This window comes from Streptomyces sp. NPDC090445 (genome assembly GCF_044769385.1).
Classification (GTDB): domain Bacteria; phylum Actinomycetota; class Actinomycetes; order Streptomycetales; family Streptomycetaceae; genus Streptomyces.
Genome location: NZ_JBIVXV010000009.1, coordinates 197,994 through 213,510, shown reverse-complemented (window position 1 = coordinate 213,510; position 15,517 = coordinate 197,994). Strand labels below are relative to the sequence as shown.

Here is a 15,517-nt window from a genome sequence, read left to right as displayed (position 1 = left end):
GTCCGCTCCTTCGGGCGGGCATGCCCGTTTCTTTTGATTCCGGACATATCGGGCGTACGGTGAGGGAAAATCCAAGGGAGCTTTGCCCGAATGATCCTCACCGTCACCCCGAACCCCTCCCTCGACCGGACCTACGAGGTCCCCGTGCTGGAGCGGGGCGCCGTGCTGCGCGCGGCCACCGACCGCCTCGACCCCGGGGGCAAAGGGGTCAACGTCTCGCGCGCCGTGGCCGCCGCGGGCGTGCGGACGACGGCGGTCCTCCCGCTCGGCGGCCCGGCCGGCACCCTGCTCGCCGAGCTCCTGGCCGCCGAGGGCGTGGACGTCACCGCGGTCTCGATCACCGGGCAGACCCGCTCCAACGTCTCGCTCGTCGAACCGGACGGCACCCTCACCAAGGTCAACGCCCCCGGCCCGGTCCTCACCGGGGCCGAATCCGCGCTCCTGCTGGACACCGTCCGCACCTGTGGGGACAGCCCCGACTGGATCGCGGCCTGCGGCAGCCTCCCGCCCGGCCTGCCGCCCCACTGGTACGCCGACGTGGTCGCCCGGGCCCGCGCGACCGGCGCCCGGGTCGCCCTGGACACCTCCGGCCCGGCCTTGGCGGAGGCGCTGCACGCCCGCCCGGACCTGGTGAAGCCGAACGCGGCCGAGCTCGCGGAAGCGGTGGGCCGCCCGCTGCGCACGCTCGGCGATGTGGCCGCCGCATCGGAGGAGCTGCGCTCCCGGGGAGCGGGCGCCGTCCTGGCCTCGCTCGGCGCGGACGGCCAGCTGCTGGTCTCGGCCGACGGGATCTTCCACGGCATCGCCCCCGTCGGGGCCGTCCGCAGCAGCGCCGGCGCCGGCGACGCCGCACTGGCCGGCTTCCTCGTCGCGGGCGGCAGCGGCCCGGCGGCCCTCGCCTCCGCCCTGGCCCACGGCGCGGCCGCCGTCCGGCTCCCGGGCAGCGCCATGCCGGCCCCCGCGGAGCTGCGCCCCGAGGCCGTCCGCATCACGCCGCGGCCGCCCCTGGACCGGTACCTGACCGAGCCGGCCGCACCGACCGTCCCCGGCGGCCGGGCCCCGGTACGGGTGGAGCCGCCGGCGCCGGCCGGGCCCGTGAACCCGGTGGGGCCGGTGGACCCGACCGGGCCGATCGAACCGACCGCCGTCTGATCGAGCCGAGCCGACCGCCGTCCGGCGGGAGCGCCTCAGCCGTGCGCGCGGACCTCCATCGCCCCGCGCGCCGCGGCCTCCGTCCCGTACACCTCGCACATGTGGCGCCCGTTCGGCGTCGCCGTGTGCTCGACCTCCCACAGGCTGATCTCGCTGCCGTCCAGCAGGACGAACGCGTGCTCGTACAGCCGGAATCCGGCGTCCCGCCCGTCCGCCAGGCACTGCAGGGTGCCGAACGCCTGCGTGATCCGGTGCGCGTACGCCGTCTTCAGCAGCAGCGCCGTCCGCTCCCCGGGCCGGTCGGCGTTCTCGGCGCGCCGCAGCACCCGCCGGGCGTGGTCGGCCGAATGCTCCACCGCGTACTCCCGGTACCGCTGGCCGGCGGTCGGGGTGGTGAGCAGCGCGCTCAGCGCGGCCGCATCCCGGTCCACCGTCTCCGGCTCCTCCTCCGCGTCGAACGCCGCCGGGCCGAAGACGTCCTCCGCCTCCGGGGCCTCGCCGAACAGGCGGGCCACGGCCAGGCGGGCCTCGGTGCGGCTCGCGAAGACCTCGTGCCGTATGGTCCGGTCGCCCTCGTGCCGGTACACCAGCTCCCACAGGGAGGCCGAACCGCCGTCGGAGAGCAGGTAGGTGTGCCGGTGGGTCTCCCGCCACCGCCCCGCCGCCGGGCTGTGGCTCGTGGTGTACAGCGAAGAACTGTGGGCGAGCGCCGTCCCGAGGCGCTCGACCAACCGGTCGGGCAGGTCGTAGGAGTTGAGGGCGCGGCCCAGGAGTCGCTCGAGGTGCGCCTCGGTTGTCTCGTACGGATCGCTCAAGGTGGGTCTCCAGGCCGTCGCAGCTTGTGACTTCGCGGAAGCACAACGTAGCCCCTGGCTCTGACATCACGTCCGGGGTTCGTTAAAACGTCCGGGAAGCGACGGGGGTTCCCGCCACCCCTTCAGGTCAACTTGCGGCGGAATGCGCCTGGTTCGCCCGGGTCTGTCCCGGAGCGCGGGACCATGGGCGGTATGGCTACGAACACAGTGGGCCTCCCCCGCCAGCAGGGGCGGCCCAGCACGCGACACGAGGGCGAACCGGCCGCCGCACCAAGGGCGTTGGCCTGGCTGCTGGTCCTCACCGGGGCCGCTGGCGTGCTGGCCTCCTGGGTGATCACCCTCGACAAGTTCCACCTGCTGGAGGACCCGGACTTCAAGCCCGCCTGCAGCCTCAACCCGGTGGTCTCCTGCGGCAGCGTCATGCAGAGCGAGCAGGCGCAGGCCTTCGGCTTCCCCAACCCCATGCTGGGGCTGGTCGCGTTCGGGGCCGTGGTGTGCGTCGGCGTGAGCCTGCTGGCGGGGGCCCGGCAGCGCGGCTGGTTCTGGCTGGGACTGAATGCCGGCATGGCCTTCGGCGTCGGCTTCTGTACCTGGCTGATGGCCCAGTCGCTCTACCGGATCAACGCGCTCTGCCTGTGGTGCTGCCTGACCTGGGTGGCGACGCTCGTGATGTTCTGGGCGGTCACCGCGTTCAACGTCCGCACCGGGGCGCTGCCCGCGCCGGGGCCGGTGCGGGGCTTCCTCGCCGAGTTCGGCTGGGTCCCGCCCGTCCTGCACACCGGGGTGATCGGCATGCTGATCCTCACTCGGTGGTGGGAGTTCTGGACGGGCTGACGACGGACGGGCACGCACGGGGGCCCCGGCAGCCGGATGCTGCCGGGGCCCTCGTCACATCGCTCCACGGGCGCAGGCCCGGACCGCAGTGGGCAGGGAGGGAGCGGGGATCAGCTGCCGACGGAGGCGTTGCCGGACAGGATCGGGATGTTGTCCAGGATGTGCGAGAGCGCCTCGTCGCCCTTGGCCTGGGTGGAGTTCTCGGTGCACTGCTGGTTCATCGGGTTGGACAGGACGTTGACGTCCTGGATGCCGAGCTGCAGCGCGGCGAGCACGTTCTGCAGGTTGACCTTCGCGGGCACACCGAGGCAGGGCTTGTTGAGGGTGCCCTGGACCAGGCTGAGCTGCGGGCTCATGTCGCCGGCGGTCTTCTGGTTGCCGTAGATCTGCTGGGAGCCGTTGCCGTTGACGGTGTTGACCCCGTTGTCGTTGCCGATGGCCATGGCCGGGGCGGCGAGAGCAGCGCCCGCACCGACGGCGGCGGCGGTGACCGCAGCAGCAGTCATGATCTTCTTGAGCATGATGGGTCCTTTTGTCGCACGAGTGCCCGCTAGTGGAGCGCCCTGGTCAACTGCCCCTCCGCGGCGTTGGTTCCGGGGCTTCACTCGAACGGCCCGCACCCGCAGGGGCTTTCCCCGGCCCGGGTGACTCCGCCCCGGACGCGTGCGCGAAGCCCGTACGCAGCCCGGAGCAACTCCCGTGCGCGCGCGGGTCCTGCGTTCGGCCCGGCTCCGGTTGCAGTCCGTGCGCCCAGTCACGACGGTGGCCAATGAGGCGGATCGCTCGGGTCCGTTTCTCTGCGAACAGCGAAGGAACTCCCATGCGCCGCTCCATGCCGTTCCGCTTCCGCGCCCGCGTCCTCCTCCCGTCGGCCCTCGCCGCCGTCATGCTCGCCGGAGCGGCCGCCCCCGCGGGCGCCGCGGACGGCGAGACCGCCGCCTCCCCGCGCACACGGGTGGCGGCCGAGCAGCGGGAAGTGGAGAAGCGCCGGGCCGCGGCCCCGACCGGCCCGATCGACGACCTGCTGTCGGGCATCTCCGCGGCCCTGGGCGGCCTCCTCGGGAGCCTCGCGGGGCTGCTGCCGGGGATCACACTGCCGCCGGTCACGCTGCCGACGGTCCCCGAGATGCCGGCCGTCCCCGGCCTGCCGATCACGATCCCGGGCCTGCCTGTCACCGTCCCGCCGGCGGACAGCCTGCCGTCGACCCCCGGGATCCCGGAGATCCCGGAGATTCCCGAGATCCCGGAGATCCCGGAGATTCCCGAGATCCCGGAGATCCCGGAGATCCCCGAGATCCCGGACGTGCCCGCGCTCCCGTAGCGGCGGGTCCGGCGCGTGCCGGACCGCCGAACACCGCGTGCTGCGAAGGAGATTGCGCTGAACAGGTTTGATCGGGCGCGAGGCCGTGTCCGATGGGGAGTCCGGACCGTTTCTCTCGGTGTGAGCCCCGTTAGGGGCAGAACGTCGAAGAGAAGGTGCACTTCCCATGAACACTGCCAAGAAGGCCGCCCTGGTCCTGGCCTCCGCCGGTCTCGCCGCAGCCGGCGCCGCGGGCACCGCCCTTGCCGACTCCACGGCCGAGGCCGCGGCCGTGGGCTCCCCCGGTGTCCTCTCGGGCAACGTCGTGCAGGTCCCGGTCCACGTTCCGGTCAACGTCTGCGGCAACACCATCAACATCATCGCCCTGCTGAACCCGGCGTTCGGCAACACCTGCGTCAACGCCTGAGCCTGACGCTGCGTCGACGGCACATCGAACCGTGGGCGCCACCGGCCTCGCCGGTGGCGCCCACGGTTCTTTGCCGTCCGGGTCCGGACGGCTCAGGACTGGTTGCCGCCGCCGTTGAGCTGCACCCCGCCGAGGAGCGGGGAGGCCTTCGTGGCCCCGTTCGCCAGGCCGAGCACCTCGGCCGGGGCGTCGTTGCGGATCTCGTTGACCCGCTGGGCGGTACCCACGACCTTGTCGACCGTCTCGCCCTGCTCGGCCAGGCCGTTGCCGAGGGTCTGCGGAAGCGACTCCGTGACGGGGGCGAGCGAGTCGAAGGCCTGTGTCGCCCCGCCCGTCAGGCTCATGGGGGGCATTGCGGCCGCGCCCCCGGCGGCGAACGCGGGAGCGGAGGCGGCCAGGGCGGCAACGGAACCGGCGACGACCGCGGCGACCTTCGTGAGCTTCATTGTCGAAATCCTTTTCCAGCGGCGACCGTCGCACCGCTTTTGCCCTGGGTAACGATTCCGTGCCGCGGCGGAAACGCGTACGAGGGCACGGCGACGGCCGGAGAATCCGTCAGGGGATTCTCCGGCCGGTATTTCTTTCGACGACCGTTGCTGCCGCGTCAGGCCGTACGGGACCTGCGGTACAGAATCGCGCCGCCCAGGACGAGGGCGGAGGCGAGGAGCGCCGCGATGCCGGTCTGACCCGCACCGGTCTCGGCGAGGACGGGAGCCGGAGCCGTTGCGTGGGCGGCGGCCGGCGCCGGTGCGGGCGCCGGGACGGGAGCGGGCGCCGGGGCCGGGAGCGGCACGGGCGTGCTGCCGTGCGGCGGCGCGGGGGCTGGGGCGGGGGCTGGGCCCTGCTCGACCGGAGCCGGGGCCGGGAGCGGCACGGGGGCTTCGGCCACCGGCGCGGGAGCGGGCGCCGGGGCGGGCAGGGGCGCGGGGATCTCCGCCGGGGCCTCCGGCGCGGGGGGCGCCTGCTCGACCGGGGCGGGAGCGGGCAGCGGCCGCGGAGCCTCCTCGACCGGCGCCGGGGGTTCAGGGTGCGCTGCGGGCGGCGCCGGCGGCGCGGGGTGTGACCGGGGCGGCTCCGGTGCGGGCGGCGCGTGGTGCTCGGCCGGGGCGGGCTTCGGGGCGGGCCGGCCCTGAGGGTGACCCTGCGGGTGGTCGTCGCACTCCTCCTCCGCGGGCTTGCCGTGGCGGCCCTCGGGGCGGGCTCCCTCGTGGCGGGCTTCCTCGTGGCGCGGTGCCGCGTGCCGGGGGGCCGCGTGGCGGGGCGCGTGCCGGCGCGGCTCCTCGTGGCGGGGGCCGCTGTGCCCGGCCTCCTCGCCGCGCTGCCCCGGCAGCCCCTGCCGCGCCCCGTGCTCCTGGAGGTAGCGCTCGAAGGCCTCGGCGTGCTCGGGGCTCAGGTGGCGGTCGTGGGCGTGACCGCCGCGATCGTCGTGGCGGTGGGTGTCCGAACCGCTCGTGGTGGCGCAGGTGTTGCCGAACGAGGGGTTGAGCGCCGCGCCGCCGTCCACACTGTTGCCGCACACGTTCGGCGAGAGGGTGATCGGTACCGAGACGCTGTTGCCGGACAGCACACCCGGCGAGTGCGAGGCCTCGGCCACCGCCCCGGGGTGCGCGAAGGCCGCGCCGGTGGCGATCGACAGCAGGCTGGAGGCGGCCGCGGCCGTGAGTACTCCCTTGCCCAGTACCTGTCGGCTCAGTACCTGTCGCATGGGTCCTTCCCTGTCTACCGGCGCGGGGGCCGGTGCTGAATCGAAGGTGGCCTCGGAGCGCACCGCCGTGCACTCCGAGGCCACCCCGAGGAGGTTCGCCCCTGCGGGCGCAGGCGCTTCGTCAGGCGTTGACGCAGGTGTTGCCGAACGTGGGGTTCAGCAGGGCGATGACGTTGATGGTGTTGCCGCAGACGTTGACCGGGACGTTGACCGGAACCTGGACGAGGTTGCCGGAGACGACGCCGGGGGAGCCGATGGCCTGACCCTCGGCAACGGAGTCGGCCATGGCGGGGGCGGCGGCACCGGCGGCCATCAGAACGCCGGCGGCCAGCACCACTGCCTTCTTGTACGTCATGTGATTTCGATCCTTTCCCGCAGCGGCTTGTCCACTGCAGAAACAACAACGAGCAGGCGGTGTGAAGGAAACTCCCGGTTTTCCGGGGCGCCTTCGGAATTGCCCCGGCGGTCCGGCGGCCGGAAATGGGGGCGCGGATTTCCGCGGCCATTTCCGGGCGGGAGGGCGGGAGGGCGGGAGGGCGCACAGGGCGGGAGGGGGCGAGGGCGGGGCGGGGGGCAGGGTCGTACGCGGCGAGGCCGCCGCGACCCGGAGGTGCGACGGCCTCGGTGGCGCGGGGAGGGTCAGCTGCCGGCGGAGGCGTTGCCGGACAGGATCGGGATGTTGTCCAGGATGTGCGAGAGCGGCTCGTCGCCCTTGGCCTGGGTGGAGTTCTCGACACACTGCTGGTTCATCGGGTTGGACAGGATCGGGATGTCCTGGACGCCGACGTTCACCAGGGCGAGGAGCGACTGGGCGTTGACCTTCGCGGGCAGGGCGATGCAGGGCTTGTTGAAGGAGCCCTGGATCAGCGCCATCTGCGGGCTCATGTTCCCGTAGGTGGCCTGGTTGCCGTAGATCTGCGACGCGCCGTTGCCGTTGACGGTGTTGATGCCGTTGTCGTTCCCGATGGCCATCGCCTGCGGCGCCGCGGCGGCACCGATGCCCACGACCGAGGCCGCAGCCGCCGCCGTGGCCATCATCTTCTTGATCATTGTGGTCCCTTTTTTGCAGGATTGCCCGGTACTTGAGCACCCGGGTCAACGGGGCGCCGTCGGCTCGGGTTGCGTGGCTTCACCCAGATGCCGCCGTTTCGGGTGGCGCGGTTGACGCTCGGGTGTGCGGTCGGGTCGGGGCGGGAGCGGCGCGGACGCCGCCGGACGCCGGGTCCGGTTTCCCTTTCGGTGCGAGCGGCGGCGCACCCGCATAACGACTCGCCGCCTGCGAGGGTGCGTGTTATCGCCCAAAAGGCCGTACGTGCGAGTCCGGCGTGATTCCGGGTCGGGTTTCTGACAAAGTTCACTCCTGTTTTGTCCCTCTTGATCGAAAATGGAGACAGGGTCATGGGTTCCTCCCGCAGAATCCTCGGCATGCTCGGCCTCCTGTCCTGCCTCGCACTTTCGGCCACCGTTCCCGCCGCGGGCGCGGAGGCTCCGCCAGGCCCCAAAGAGGCACCCCGGGTTCCGTTCACGGAGCGTTACCAGGCGGTGCTGCACGGCGGGCTGGTCCGGGCCTCCAACTCCTCGATCGGCTGCCGCAGGGAGGAGGCCCCCGACGCCGCGCCGTGCGCCGAGGTCAAGAAGGGCGCGGCCGGGGTCAACAGCGACTTCGAGATGTTCTACAGCGAGGTCGACAAGGACCCGGACACCTACAACTCCACCCGCGCCGAACTGAAGGTCCCGCCGGGCGCACAGGTCTCGTACGCCCGCCTGTACTGGGGCGGGAACCTGCGCGTCGGCGAGCAGAAGCCGCCGGAGGACAACGGGCGGGTGCTCGTCGCCGAGCCGGGCGGCGCGTACAAGGAGGTCCTCGCCGACACCGTGATCGGGCACCGCACGGACGAGGGCAGCGACGCGTACCAGGCCTCCGCCGACGTGACGCCGATGGTCCGCAAGGGCGGCGCCGGGATGTGGACGGTCGCCCAGCTCAACATCGCCATGGGCCGGTCCGAGGCGGGGGCGTGGGGCGGCTGGACGCTGGTCGTCGCCTACGAGCACCCGCAGGAGCCGCTGCGCCGGATCTCGCTGTGGGACGGCTTCGAGGGCATCGCCGCGGGGGCGGGCGAGGCGGCGGGCGAGTCGATCGAGATCGCGGGGATGGGTGCACCGGCCGGGGCCTCGGGCAAGGTCGGCGTGGTGGCGTACGACGGCGACCGGGGCACCCTCGGGGACTCACTCACCGTGATCGCCGACTCCGGGCGCCGGACCGACGTCAGCGACGAAGAAAACCCTTTCAACGATGTCATGAATTCCACGATCACGGAATTCGGACAACCCGCGTCCGTGCGACAGCCCGAACACCTGAACAATCTCGGATATGACGCGGACGTGTTCGACCTGAGTCCCACCCTCTCCGGTGGCGCCCGCAGCCTGAGCTTCAGGTTCACGGGCGAAAGCCAGGGCCAATTCCTCGGCGTGCTCTTCGTTCAGACAGACGCGCGCCGCTGAACGTAGGAGACCGCTCCGCGTGCCGACACAGCCTGCCCCTGCCCAGCCCTGCCCCGCGCAGCCCCCGACCGCACCCGACCTGACCGTCCTGCACCTCGTCCAGCCCGTCGACGGCGGGGTCGCCCGCGTCGTCGTCGACCTCGTCCGCGCCCAGACCGCCGCCGGCCTGCGCACCGTCGTCGGCTGCCCGCGCGGCGGCCGGCTCGCCGAGGAGGCCCGCGCCGCCGGCGCCGAGGTGCTCGCCTGGCGGGCCGGCCGCGCCCCCGGACCCGACCTGGCCGCCGAGGTCATGGGCGCCCGCCGGGTGATCCGCCGCGCCCGCCCCGACGTCCTGCACGCCCACAGTGCCAAGGCCGGGCTGGCCGGCCGGCTCGCCGCCCGCGGCCGGGTCCCCACCGTGTTCCAGCCGCACGCCTGGTCGTTCGACGCGGTCGGCGGGGCCACCGGCGCCCTCGCCCGGCGCTGGGAGCGCTTCGGGGTCCGCTGGGCCGACCGGGTGCTCTGTGTCAGCGAGGCCGAACGGCGGGTCGGCGAGGCCGAGGGGATCGCCGCCCGCTGGTCGGTGATCCGCAACGGGGTGGACCTGGACCACTACCGCCCCGGCGGCCCGGACCGGGCGGAGGACCGCACCGCCGCCCGCGCCGGACTCCCGCTGCCCGCCGCCTTCCCGGGCGACGGGCCGCTCGCCGTCTGCGTGGGCAGGCTCTGCCGGCAGAAGGGACAGGACGTGCTGCTGCGCGCCTGGCGGGAGGTGCTCGGCAACCTCCCTGAGGCCCGCCTCGCCCTCGTCGGGGACGGCCCCGACACCGAGAAACTGCGCCGTTCGGCCCCACCCGGAGTCCTCTTCGCGGGTGGGGCCGCCGACATCCGACCGTGGCTTCGGGCCGCCGATCTCGTTGTACTGCCGTCGCGGTGGGAAGGCATGGCGCTCGCCCCGCTGGAAGCCATGGCCAGCGGCCGACCGGTCCTGGTCTCCGACGTCAGCGGTGCCAGGGAAAGCCTGCCGCCCGGCCAGGGACGGCTCTGCCTGGTGCCGCCGGAGGATCCGACGGCCCTGGCCAAGGCCCTGGGTCGGCTGCTCGCCGAGCCGCGGCTGCTCGCCGAACTCGGCGAGCAGGCCCAGCAGCACGCCCGGACCGAATTCGACGTGCGGCGGACCACGGACGCGGTCACCGGTCTGTACCACGAACTGCTGGGCAGGCCCCGGCCCTCGAACCAGGAGCGCATCAGCCGATGACGATGGACAGCGCACCCCCCCGGCACACCGGACAGGGCGGCACGGGGCATGCGGCCGGCGCCGCCGGCACGGCCGCCGTCCGACGGACCGTCACCGCCATCCACCCGCCGCGGGGGTCCAGGGCCGGCCAGGCCAGGCCGCTGGTGCGGCAGCGGCGGGACCGGCGCCGCCACGGGGCGCTCCCGCTGCTGGCCGCCGACGCCCTGGCCGTCGTACTGACCACGGCCGCCGTGCCCGGGCCGGCACTCCCGCGCGAGGCGGCCGTACCGCTCGCCGTCCTGCTCGCCCTGCTGCACGCGCAGGCCGGGCTGTACCGGCCGCGGCTGGCCCCGTCCGCCCTGCTCGAACTGCCCGCGCTGGCCGCGCGGTCCGCCGCCCTGTGGTGCGGGGCGGCCGCCGTCGCCGCCGCCGTCGAACCCCGCCGGGCCTTCGGCTGGTGGGCGCTGCTTGCCGCCGCCTGCCTGCAGACCGCCTTGGTGTGCGCGGGCCGCGGCTTCGTCATCCGGCTCCGCCGCCGCTCCGCCCGCCGCCGGCCCGCCTCGGCCCTCGTCGTCGGACCCGGCGCCGGGGCCGCCGCGGTCGCCGCCGCCCTGCACGGGCACCCCGAGTACGGGCTGCGGCCCGTAGGGCTCGCCGACACCGCGGCCGGGCCCGGCGGCGACGGCGCGATGCCCGTCCTCGCCACCCACGAGGACATCCGGCGCGCGGTCATCCAGAACTCCGTCCGGGCCGCCGTCTTCACCCGGCCGCCGGAGGCGGACGAGCACACCGCCTCCCTCGTCCGCCTCTTCCACGACCACGGCTGCCGGCTCTGGCTCGCCGACCCCGCCGGGACCGCCAAGGTCACCGGCATGCGGGTCGCCCAGCCCGCCGACCAGCTGTGGGGGTACGCCGTCCAGCCGCTGCTGCCGCGCCCGGCCCGGCAGCTGGAGCGCTGGGTGAAGCGGGGCCTCGACAGCGGCCTCGCCCTGTGCGCGCTGCTCGCCGCCGCGCCGCTGATGGGGCTGTGCGCGCTGGCCGTGCGGGTCTCCGACGGGCCCGGGGTGATCTTCCGCCAGGAGCGGGTCGGCCTGTACGGGCGCCCGTTCACCCTGCTGAAGTTCCGCACCCTGCGGGCCGACGAGCACGAGTCCGCCACCCGGTGGACCGTCGCCGGCGACCACCGGATGAGCCCCGTCGGCTCCTTCCTGCGCAAGTCCTCCCTGGACGAGCTGCCGCAGCTGTGGAACGTGGTGCGCGGCGACATGAGCCTGGTCGGCCCGCGGCCCGAGCGGCCCTTCTTCGTCGCGAAGTTCAGCAGTGTGCACCCCGGCTACGAGGCCCGGCACCGGATGCCCGTCGGGATCACCGGACTCGCCCAGATCAACGGGCTGCGCGGGGACACCTCCATCGAGGACCGGGCCCGCTTCGACAACCACTACATCGACACCTGGTCGCTGTGGCAGGACCTGTGGATCCTCGCCCGCACCGCGGCCTCCTTCTTCCGCTTCCGGCTGGGGGGCAGCTGACCATGAGCCTCGCCGTGACGACGGCCGCCGCACCGGGCGGGGCGCGGCCGGACGTGCCCCGCCTGGTGCGGCGGCACTGGCCGCTGCTGCCGCTCGCCGCGACCGTCCTGATGCTGCTGGTCCCGGTGCCCGCCGGCGACGCGAGTATCTCGGGCAAGGTCGGCCCGGCCGACGCGGCCTCGCTGGTGCTGGTGCTGGTGTGCGCGGTGCAGGCGCTGCGCGGCCGGGTGCGGGCGCTGAGCCCGCTCGCGGTGCTGGTGCTCGGGGCCCCCGCCGTGGGGCTGGCCGTCGCGACGGCGACCGCCGGGGACCCGCAGGCGGCCCTGCCGGGGTTCGTCCGCTACCTGCAGGTGTTCGTCCTGGTCCCGGTGGCGGTGGTGCTGCTGGTGCGCGACGCCGGGGAGTTCCGGGTGGCCGCCGGGTGCTTCACGGTGCTGGCCCTGGTGCAGGGCGCGGTCGGGGTCGTGCAGTACGTGACCCACACCGGCGCCTCCTACCAGGGCGAGGACGTCCGGGCCGTCGGCACCTTCGGCCCCGGCGACGTGATGGGCATGGCCACCGTCGTGGCGTACGGGCTGGTCGTGGCGACGGCCGCGGCGCTGGCCCCGGGCCTGCCGAGGCCGGTGCGCCGGGTGGCGGGCGGCACGGCGCTGCTGCTGGTGGTGCCGCTGGTGCTGTCGTTCAGCCGGGGCGCGTGGATCGCCACGGCCGGCACGGCGGTGCTGGTGATGCTGCTGGCCGGGATCCGGCGGGCGGTGCGGGTGCTGGTGGCGCTCACCGCGCTCGGTGTGGTGCTGGTCGGCGGGCTCGGGGTCGGGTCCGCGATGGTGGCCGAGCGGCTGACCTCGATCACGCAGGTCTCCAGCGCCCCCGACCAGTCGGTCATCGACCGCTACACGATGTGGGCCGCCGCCGGGGCGATGTGGCAGGAGCGGCCCGCGGTGGGCGTGGGGCTCAAGGGGTTCCCGGCCCACCGGGACGGGCACGCCTCGCTGGGACTGTCCTCCGGCAGCGACACCGCCGGCGCCGGACAGGGGTACGTCCGCCAGCCGCTGCTCTCGCCGCACAACATGTACCTGCTGGTCCTCGGCGAGCAGGGGCTGATCGGGCTGGTCGCGCTCGCGGGCGGCTGGGCGGCGCTGCTGGTCGCCGGGATCCGCCGGTACGCCGCGGGGCGCGCGCAGGATCCGTACGGCACCGCCGGCGCGGGCGGAGCGGACCGGTCGGACCGCTCGATCCGGGACTGCGGGCTGATCGCGATCGGGCTGCTGGTGTGGCAGCTCACCGACTTCCTCTACGCGGACATCGGCGGGCCGTCCACGGTCCTCACCGGAGTGATCATCGGACTGGCGGCCTGGTGGGCGCTGCCGTCCCCGGCCGGCCCGCGCGCCGCTTCCGGTGCGGCCGGCCGGTGACCGATACGACGCCCTGGAGGCGGCCCGCAGCCGCGGCGACCGACGTTGCCGCGGCTGCGGGCCGTCCGCCGCACCCGCCGAAGCCGCACCCCCCGCACCCCCCGAAGCCCGCCGCGGCCCACGGCCAGGCCACCGCCCCGGGCCGGCGGCCGCCCGCGCTGCCCGGGGCCACCGGCCCCGCGGGCCCCGGCGGACCCGCCGGCCCCGGCCCGGGCTCCGGTCCCGACCGGGGCGCGCCCGCACCGCTCGGCCGGTTCCTGGCCAAGGCCGCCGCCGTCACCGCCGGACTCACCGCCGCGGGCTCGGTGCTCGGGCTGGCCCGGGACCAGACCATTGCCCACCTCTTCGGCGCCGGGCACGACAGCGACGCCTTCCTCATCTCCTGGACCGTCCCGGAGATGGCCTCGACCCTGCTGATCGAGGACGCCATGGCGCTGCTGATGGTGCCCGCGTTCAGCCACGCCCTCGCCCGGCGGGCGGCCGCCCGGGCCGGGCTCAGCCGGATGGAGGCCCGCGCGCAGGACCCCGTACGGCTGCTGGTGCGGGCGACCCTGCCGCGGCTGGCGGTGTTCCTGGCCGCCGTCGCGTCCCTGCTGGTCGTCGCCGCGCCGCTCGTCGTCGCCGTCCTCGCGCCCGGGCTGCCCGACCCCGGCCTCGCCGTCGAGTGCACCCGGCTCACCGCGCTGACCGTGCTGTCCTTCGGGCTCGCCGGGTACTTCAGCGCCGCCCTGCGGGCCCACCGCTCCTTCGTGCCGCCGGCCGCGATCTACGTCTCGTACAACGTCGGGATCATCGGGACGATGATCGCCCTGCACGCCGTGTGGGGCGTGCGGGCGGCGGCCGCCGGGGTCGCGGCCGGCGGGCTGCTGATGGTCCTCGTCCAACTGCCCGCGTTCATCCGGAACGTGGGCTTCGGCCAGTCCCGGGCCAAGGACGCGCCGCGCAGCCAGCGCGACCGGGACCGGCCCACCCTGATCGCCCTCGGCGTGATCGCCCCCGTCATCTGCTTCGCCGTCTTCCGGCAGTCGCAGGTGCTCGTCGAGCGGTTCCTCGCCGCGTCCCTGCCCCCCGGGGCCATCTCGCACCTGAACTACGCGCAGAAGGTCGCGCAGATGCCGATGGTGCTGTCCCTGATGATCTGCACCGTCACCTTCCCCGTCGTCGCCCAGGCCATGGCCGGCGGCGAACGCGAGAAGGCCCGCCGGCGCGTCGAACAGGACCTGGCGCTGGCCTGCCTCGCCGTCCTCGTCGGCACCGCCCTCGTCATCGGCTACGCCCCGCAGATCATCGAGGTCCTCTTCGAGCGCGGCGCCTTCACCCACGAGGACACCCGGGCCACCGCCGCCGTCATGCGCGTCTACGGCCTCGGACTCCTCGGCCACTGCCTCGTCGGCGCCCTCAGCCGGCCCTTCTTCGCGACCGCCCGGCCCACCTGGTTCCCGGCGCTCGCGATGGGCGCCGGACTCCTCGTCAACATCGCGGGCGGAGCCGCCGCCGTCCGCTGGTGGGGCGTGTACGGCCTCGCCGGCGCCAACGCGGCCGGCATCTCCACCACCGCCGTGCTGCTGCTCCTCGGCATCGGCCGGCGGATCATCGCGATCCAGGCCCGCCGGGTCGCCCTCAGCATCGGCCGGCTCTCCGTCGCCTCGTTCGCCGCCTGCGGCACCGGCTGGATCGCCGGGCCGATGATCCCCGACCCGCTGCTCAGCGCCGCACTCGGCTGCCTGCTGGTCCCGGCCATGTTCGCGGCCGCCGGCACGGCCATACGGGCGCTCGAAATCACCACCCTGTCCGCCCAGATCGCCCACACGACCCAGAGGTTCCGCAATGTCCGCAATGTCCGCTGACGCCGACACGGCACCGGCCGCCGCGAAGGCTCCCGCCCGCCGGACCGCCGCCTCGCCGTGGGTCCTGATGTACCACTCGGTCACCGAGTTCACCGATCCCGCCGAGGACCCGTACGGCATCACCGTCACCCCCCGCACCCTGGAGGCCCAGCTGCAGTGGCTGCGCTCGCGCGGCCTGCGCGGGGTCTCCGTCGGCGAACTGCTGCGGGCCCGCGCCGCCGGGCGCGGCTCCGGACTGGTCGGGCTGACCTTCGACGACGGCTACACCGACTACCTGACCGGGGCACTGCCGGTGCTGCGCCGCTTCGACTGCACCTCCACCCTGTTCGTGCTGCCCGGGCGGCTCGGCGTGGACAACGTGTGGGATCCGCTGGGGCCGCGCAAACCGCTGCTCACCGCCGAGGGCATCCGCGAGGTCGCCGCCGCCGGGCAGGAGATCGGCTCCCACGGGCTGCTCCACCAGGACCTCACCGCCGTCCCCGACGACGTGCTCCAGCAGGAGCTGCGGGGCAGCCGGGAGCTGCTGCGCGAACTGACCGGAACCCTGCCCGAGGGGTTCTGCTACCCGTACGGCTACCTCGACGCGCGGGTCGTCGACGCGACGCGGGCCGCCGGGTACGGGTACGCCTGCGCCATCGACCCCGGGCGGCTGGCCGGCCCGCACGCCCTGCCGCGCACGCACGTCAGCCAGGCCGACGGCAGCGGGCGGCTGCGGATCAAGCAGCTGCGGCACCGGGTGCGGGAGCTGGGCCGGGCGGTGCACCGGTGAAGCCGC

The 15,517-nt window shown here is 74.5% G+C and carries 16 protein-coding genes; 10 read left to right on the top strand and 6 right to left on the bottom strand.

Annotation, left to right across the window (positions count from 1 at the left end):
- The first annotated feature begins 90 nt into the window (after positions 1–90).
- A complete protein-coding gene (gene pfkB / locus ACIQUT_RS20675) occupies positions 91–1,152 on the top strand; it encodes a 1-phosphofructokinase (RefSeq protein ID WP_403564405.1) in 1,062 nt (353 codons plus the stop codon).
- Positions 1,153–1,187: 35 nt separating this feature from the next.
- Here the strand turns inward: pfkB and ACIQUT_RS20670 are convergent, their stop codons facing one another.
- A complete protein-coding gene (locus ACIQUT_RS20670) occupies positions 1,188–1,967 on the bottom strand; it encodes a DUF6227 family protein (protein ID WP_403564403.1) in 780 nt (259 codons plus the stop codon).
- 192 nt (positions 1,968–2,159) lie between these two features.
- On the opposite strand from ACIQUT_RS20670, the gene ACIQUT_RS20665 reads away from it, so the two are divergent.
- Positions 2,160–2,801 (top strand): vitamin K epoxide reductase family protein, encoded by a 642-nt coding sequence (locus ACIQUT_RS20665; RefSeq protein WP_403564401.1) that lies wholly within the window; start codon positions 2,160–2,162, stop codon positions 2,799–2,801.
- 110 nt (positions 2,802–2,911) lie between these two features.
- On the opposite strand, the gene ACIQUT_RS20660 is transcribed toward ACIQUT_RS20665, so the two are convergent.
- Complete coding sequence (locus tag ACIQUT_RS20660; RefSeq protein ID WP_403564399.1) at positions 2,912–3,322, bottom strand: rodlin; 411 nt, start codon at positions 3,320–3,322, stop codon at positions 2,912–2,914.
- Positions 3,323–3,621: 299 nt separating this feature from the next.
- Here ACIQUT_RS20660 and ACIQUT_RS20655 point away from each other — a divergent pair, with 299 nt between their 5' ends.
- Together ACIQUT_RS20655 and ACIQUT_RS20650 are read left to right on the top strand one after the other, a co-directional pair.
- Positions 3,622–4,122 (top strand): hypothetical protein, encoded by a 501-nt coding sequence (locus tag ACIQUT_RS20655; RefSeq protein WP_403564397.1) that lies wholly within the window; start codon positions 3,622–3,624, stop codon positions 4,120–4,122.
- A 166-nt stretch (positions 4,123–4,288) separates the two neighbouring features.
- On the top strand, positions 4,289–4,528 hold the full coding sequence (locus ACIQUT_RS20650; protein ID WP_403564395.1) for a chaplin: 240 nt from the start codon (positions 4,289–4,291) through the stop codon (positions 4,526–4,528).
- Between the two features lie 92 nt (positions 4,529–4,620).
- Here the strand turns inward: ACIQUT_RS20650 and ACIQUT_RS20645 are convergent, their stop codons facing one another.
- From ACIQUT_RS20645 to ACIQUT_RS20630, 4 genes are all read right to left on the bottom strand, one after another.
- Positions 4,621–4,974 (bottom strand): hypothetical protein, encoded by a 354-nt coding sequence (locus tag ACIQUT_RS20645; RefSeq protein WP_403564393.1) that lies wholly within the window; start codon positions 4,972–4,974, stop codon positions 4,621–4,623.
- A 158-nt stretch (positions 4,975–5,132) separates the two neighbouring features.
- Positions 5,133–6,233 (bottom strand): chaplin, encoded by a 1,101-nt coding sequence (locus ACIQUT_RS20640; RefSeq protein WP_403564391.1) that lies wholly within the window; start codon positions 6,231–6,233, stop codon positions 5,133–5,135.
- Positions 6,234–6,354: 121 nt separating this feature from the next.
- Positions 6,355–6,588, bottom strand: a complete 234-nt coding sequence (locus tag ACIQUT_RS20635) for a chaplin (protein WP_403564389.1) — start codon at positions 6,586–6,588, stop codon at positions 6,355–6,357.
- Between the two features lie 284 nt (positions 6,589–6,872).
- Positions 6,873–7,283 carry a rodlin gene (locus tag ACIQUT_RS20630; protein ID WP_403564388.1) on the bottom strand — a complete coding sequence of 137 codons (411 nt, stop codon included), beginning with the start codon at positions 7,281–7,283 and terminating at the stop codon, positions 6,873–6,875.
- A 348-nt stretch (positions 7,284–7,631) separates the two neighbouring features.
- Between ACIQUT_RS20630 and ACIQUT_RS20625 the strand changes: the two genes are divergently transcribed.
- The 6 genes from ACIQUT_RS20625 to ACIQUT_RS20600 are packed head-to-tail and all read left to right on the top strand — an operon-like array spanning position 7,632 to position 15,511.
- The gene (locus ACIQUT_RS20625; RefSeq protein ID WP_403564386.1) at positions 7,632–8,735 is read left to right on the top strand and encodes a DUF3344 domain-containing protein; all 1,104 of its coding nucleotides are present in this window, start codon (positions 7,632–7,634) and stop codon (positions 8,733–8,735) included.
- Positions 8,736–8,754: 19 nt separating this feature from the next.
- Positions 8,755–9,972 (top strand): glycosyltransferase, encoded by a 1,218-nt coding sequence (locus ACIQUT_RS20620; protein WP_403564384.1) that lies wholly within the window; start codon positions 8,755–8,757, stop codon positions 9,970–9,972.
- Positions 9,969–11,480: an exopolysaccharide biosynthesis polyprenyl glycosylphosphotransferase gene (locus ACIQUT_RS20615; protein ID WP_403564382.1), complete on the top strand. Its 1,512-nt coding sequence runs from the start codon at positions 9,969–9,971 to the stop codon at positions 11,478–11,480. The genes ACIQUT_RS20620 and ACIQUT_RS20615 overlap by 4 nt, the downstream gene beginning before the upstream one ends.
- A gap of 2 nt (positions 11,481–11,482) precedes the next feature.
- Positions 11,483–12,895 (top strand): O-antigen ligase family protein, encoded by a 1,413-nt coding sequence (locus tag ACIQUT_RS20610; protein ID WP_403564381.1) that lies wholly within the window; start codon positions 11,483–11,485, stop codon positions 12,893–12,895.
- Positions 12,892–14,742 (top strand): murein biosynthesis integral membrane protein MurJ, encoded by a 1,851-nt coding sequence (gene murJ / locus ACIQUT_RS20605; protein ID WP_403564379.1) that lies wholly within the window; start codon positions 12,892–12,894, stop codon positions 14,740–14,742. Before ACIQUT_RS20610 ends, murJ begins: the two co-directional genes overlap by 4 nt.
- Positions 14,732–15,511 carry a polysaccharide deacetylase family protein gene (locus ACIQUT_RS20600; RefSeq protein WP_403564377.1) on the top strand — a complete coding sequence of 260 codons (780 nt, stop codon included), beginning with the start codon at positions 14,732–14,734 and terminating at the stop codon, positions 15,509–15,511. Before murJ ends, ACIQUT_RS20600 begins: the two co-directional genes overlap by 11 nt.
- Positions 15,512–15,517 lie beyond the last annotated feature (6 nt).

Bases quoted from the DNA above. Each gene is read 5' to 3' on its own strand.
- pfkB (WP_403564405.1), top strand. From the start codon at position 91: ATGATCCTCACCGTCACCCCGAACCCCTCCCTCGACCGGACCTACGAG.
- ACIQUT_RS20665 (WP_403564401.1), top strand. From the start codon at position 2,160: ATGGCTACGAACACAGTGGGCCTCCCCCGCCAGCAGGGGCGGCCCAGC.
- ACIQUT_RS20660 (WP_403564399.1), bottom strand. From the start codon at position 3,322: ATGCTCAAGAAGATCATGACTGCTGCTGCGGTCACCGCCGCCGCCGTC.
- ACIQUT_RS20655 (WP_403564397.1), top strand. From the start codon at position 3,622: ATGCGCCGCTCCATGCCGTTCCGCTTCCGCGCCCGCGTCCTCCTCCCG.
- ACIQUT_RS20650 (WP_403564395.1), top strand. From the start codon at position 4,289: ATGAACACTGCCAAGAAGGCCGCCCTGGTCCTGGCCTCCGCCGGTCTC.
- ACIQUT_RS20645 (WP_403564393.1), bottom strand. From the start codon at position 4,974: ATGAAGCTCACGAAGGTCGCCGCGGTCGTCGCCGGTTCCGTTGCCGCC.
- ACIQUT_RS20640 (WP_403564391.1), bottom strand. From the start codon at position 6,233: ATGCGACAGGTACTGAGCCGACAGGTACTGGGCAAGGGAGTACTCACG.
- ACIQUT_RS20635 (WP_403564389.1), bottom strand. From the start codon at position 6,588: ATGACGTACAAGAAGGCAGTGGTGCTGGCCGCCGGCGTTCTGATGGCC.
- ACIQUT_RS20630 (WP_403564388.1), bottom strand. From the start codon at position 7,283: ATGATCAAGAAGATGATGGCCACGGCGGCGGCTGCGGCCTCGGTCGTG.
- ACIQUT_RS20625 (WP_403564386.1), top strand. From the start codon at position 7,632: ATGGGTTCCTCCCGCAGAATCCTCGGCATGCTCGGCCTCCTGTCCTGC.
- ACIQUT_RS20615 (WP_403564382.1), top strand. From the start codon at position 9,969: ATGACGATGGACAGCGCACCCCCCCGGCACACCGGACAGGGCGGCACG.
- ACIQUT_RS20610 (WP_403564381.1), top strand. From the start codon at position 11,483: ATGAGCCTCGCCGTGACGACGGCCGCCGCACCGGGCGGGGCGCGGCCG.
- ACIQUT_RS20600 (WP_403564377.1), top strand. From the start codon at position 14,732: ATGTCCGCTGACGCCGACACGGCACCGGCCGCCGCGAAGGCTCCCGCC.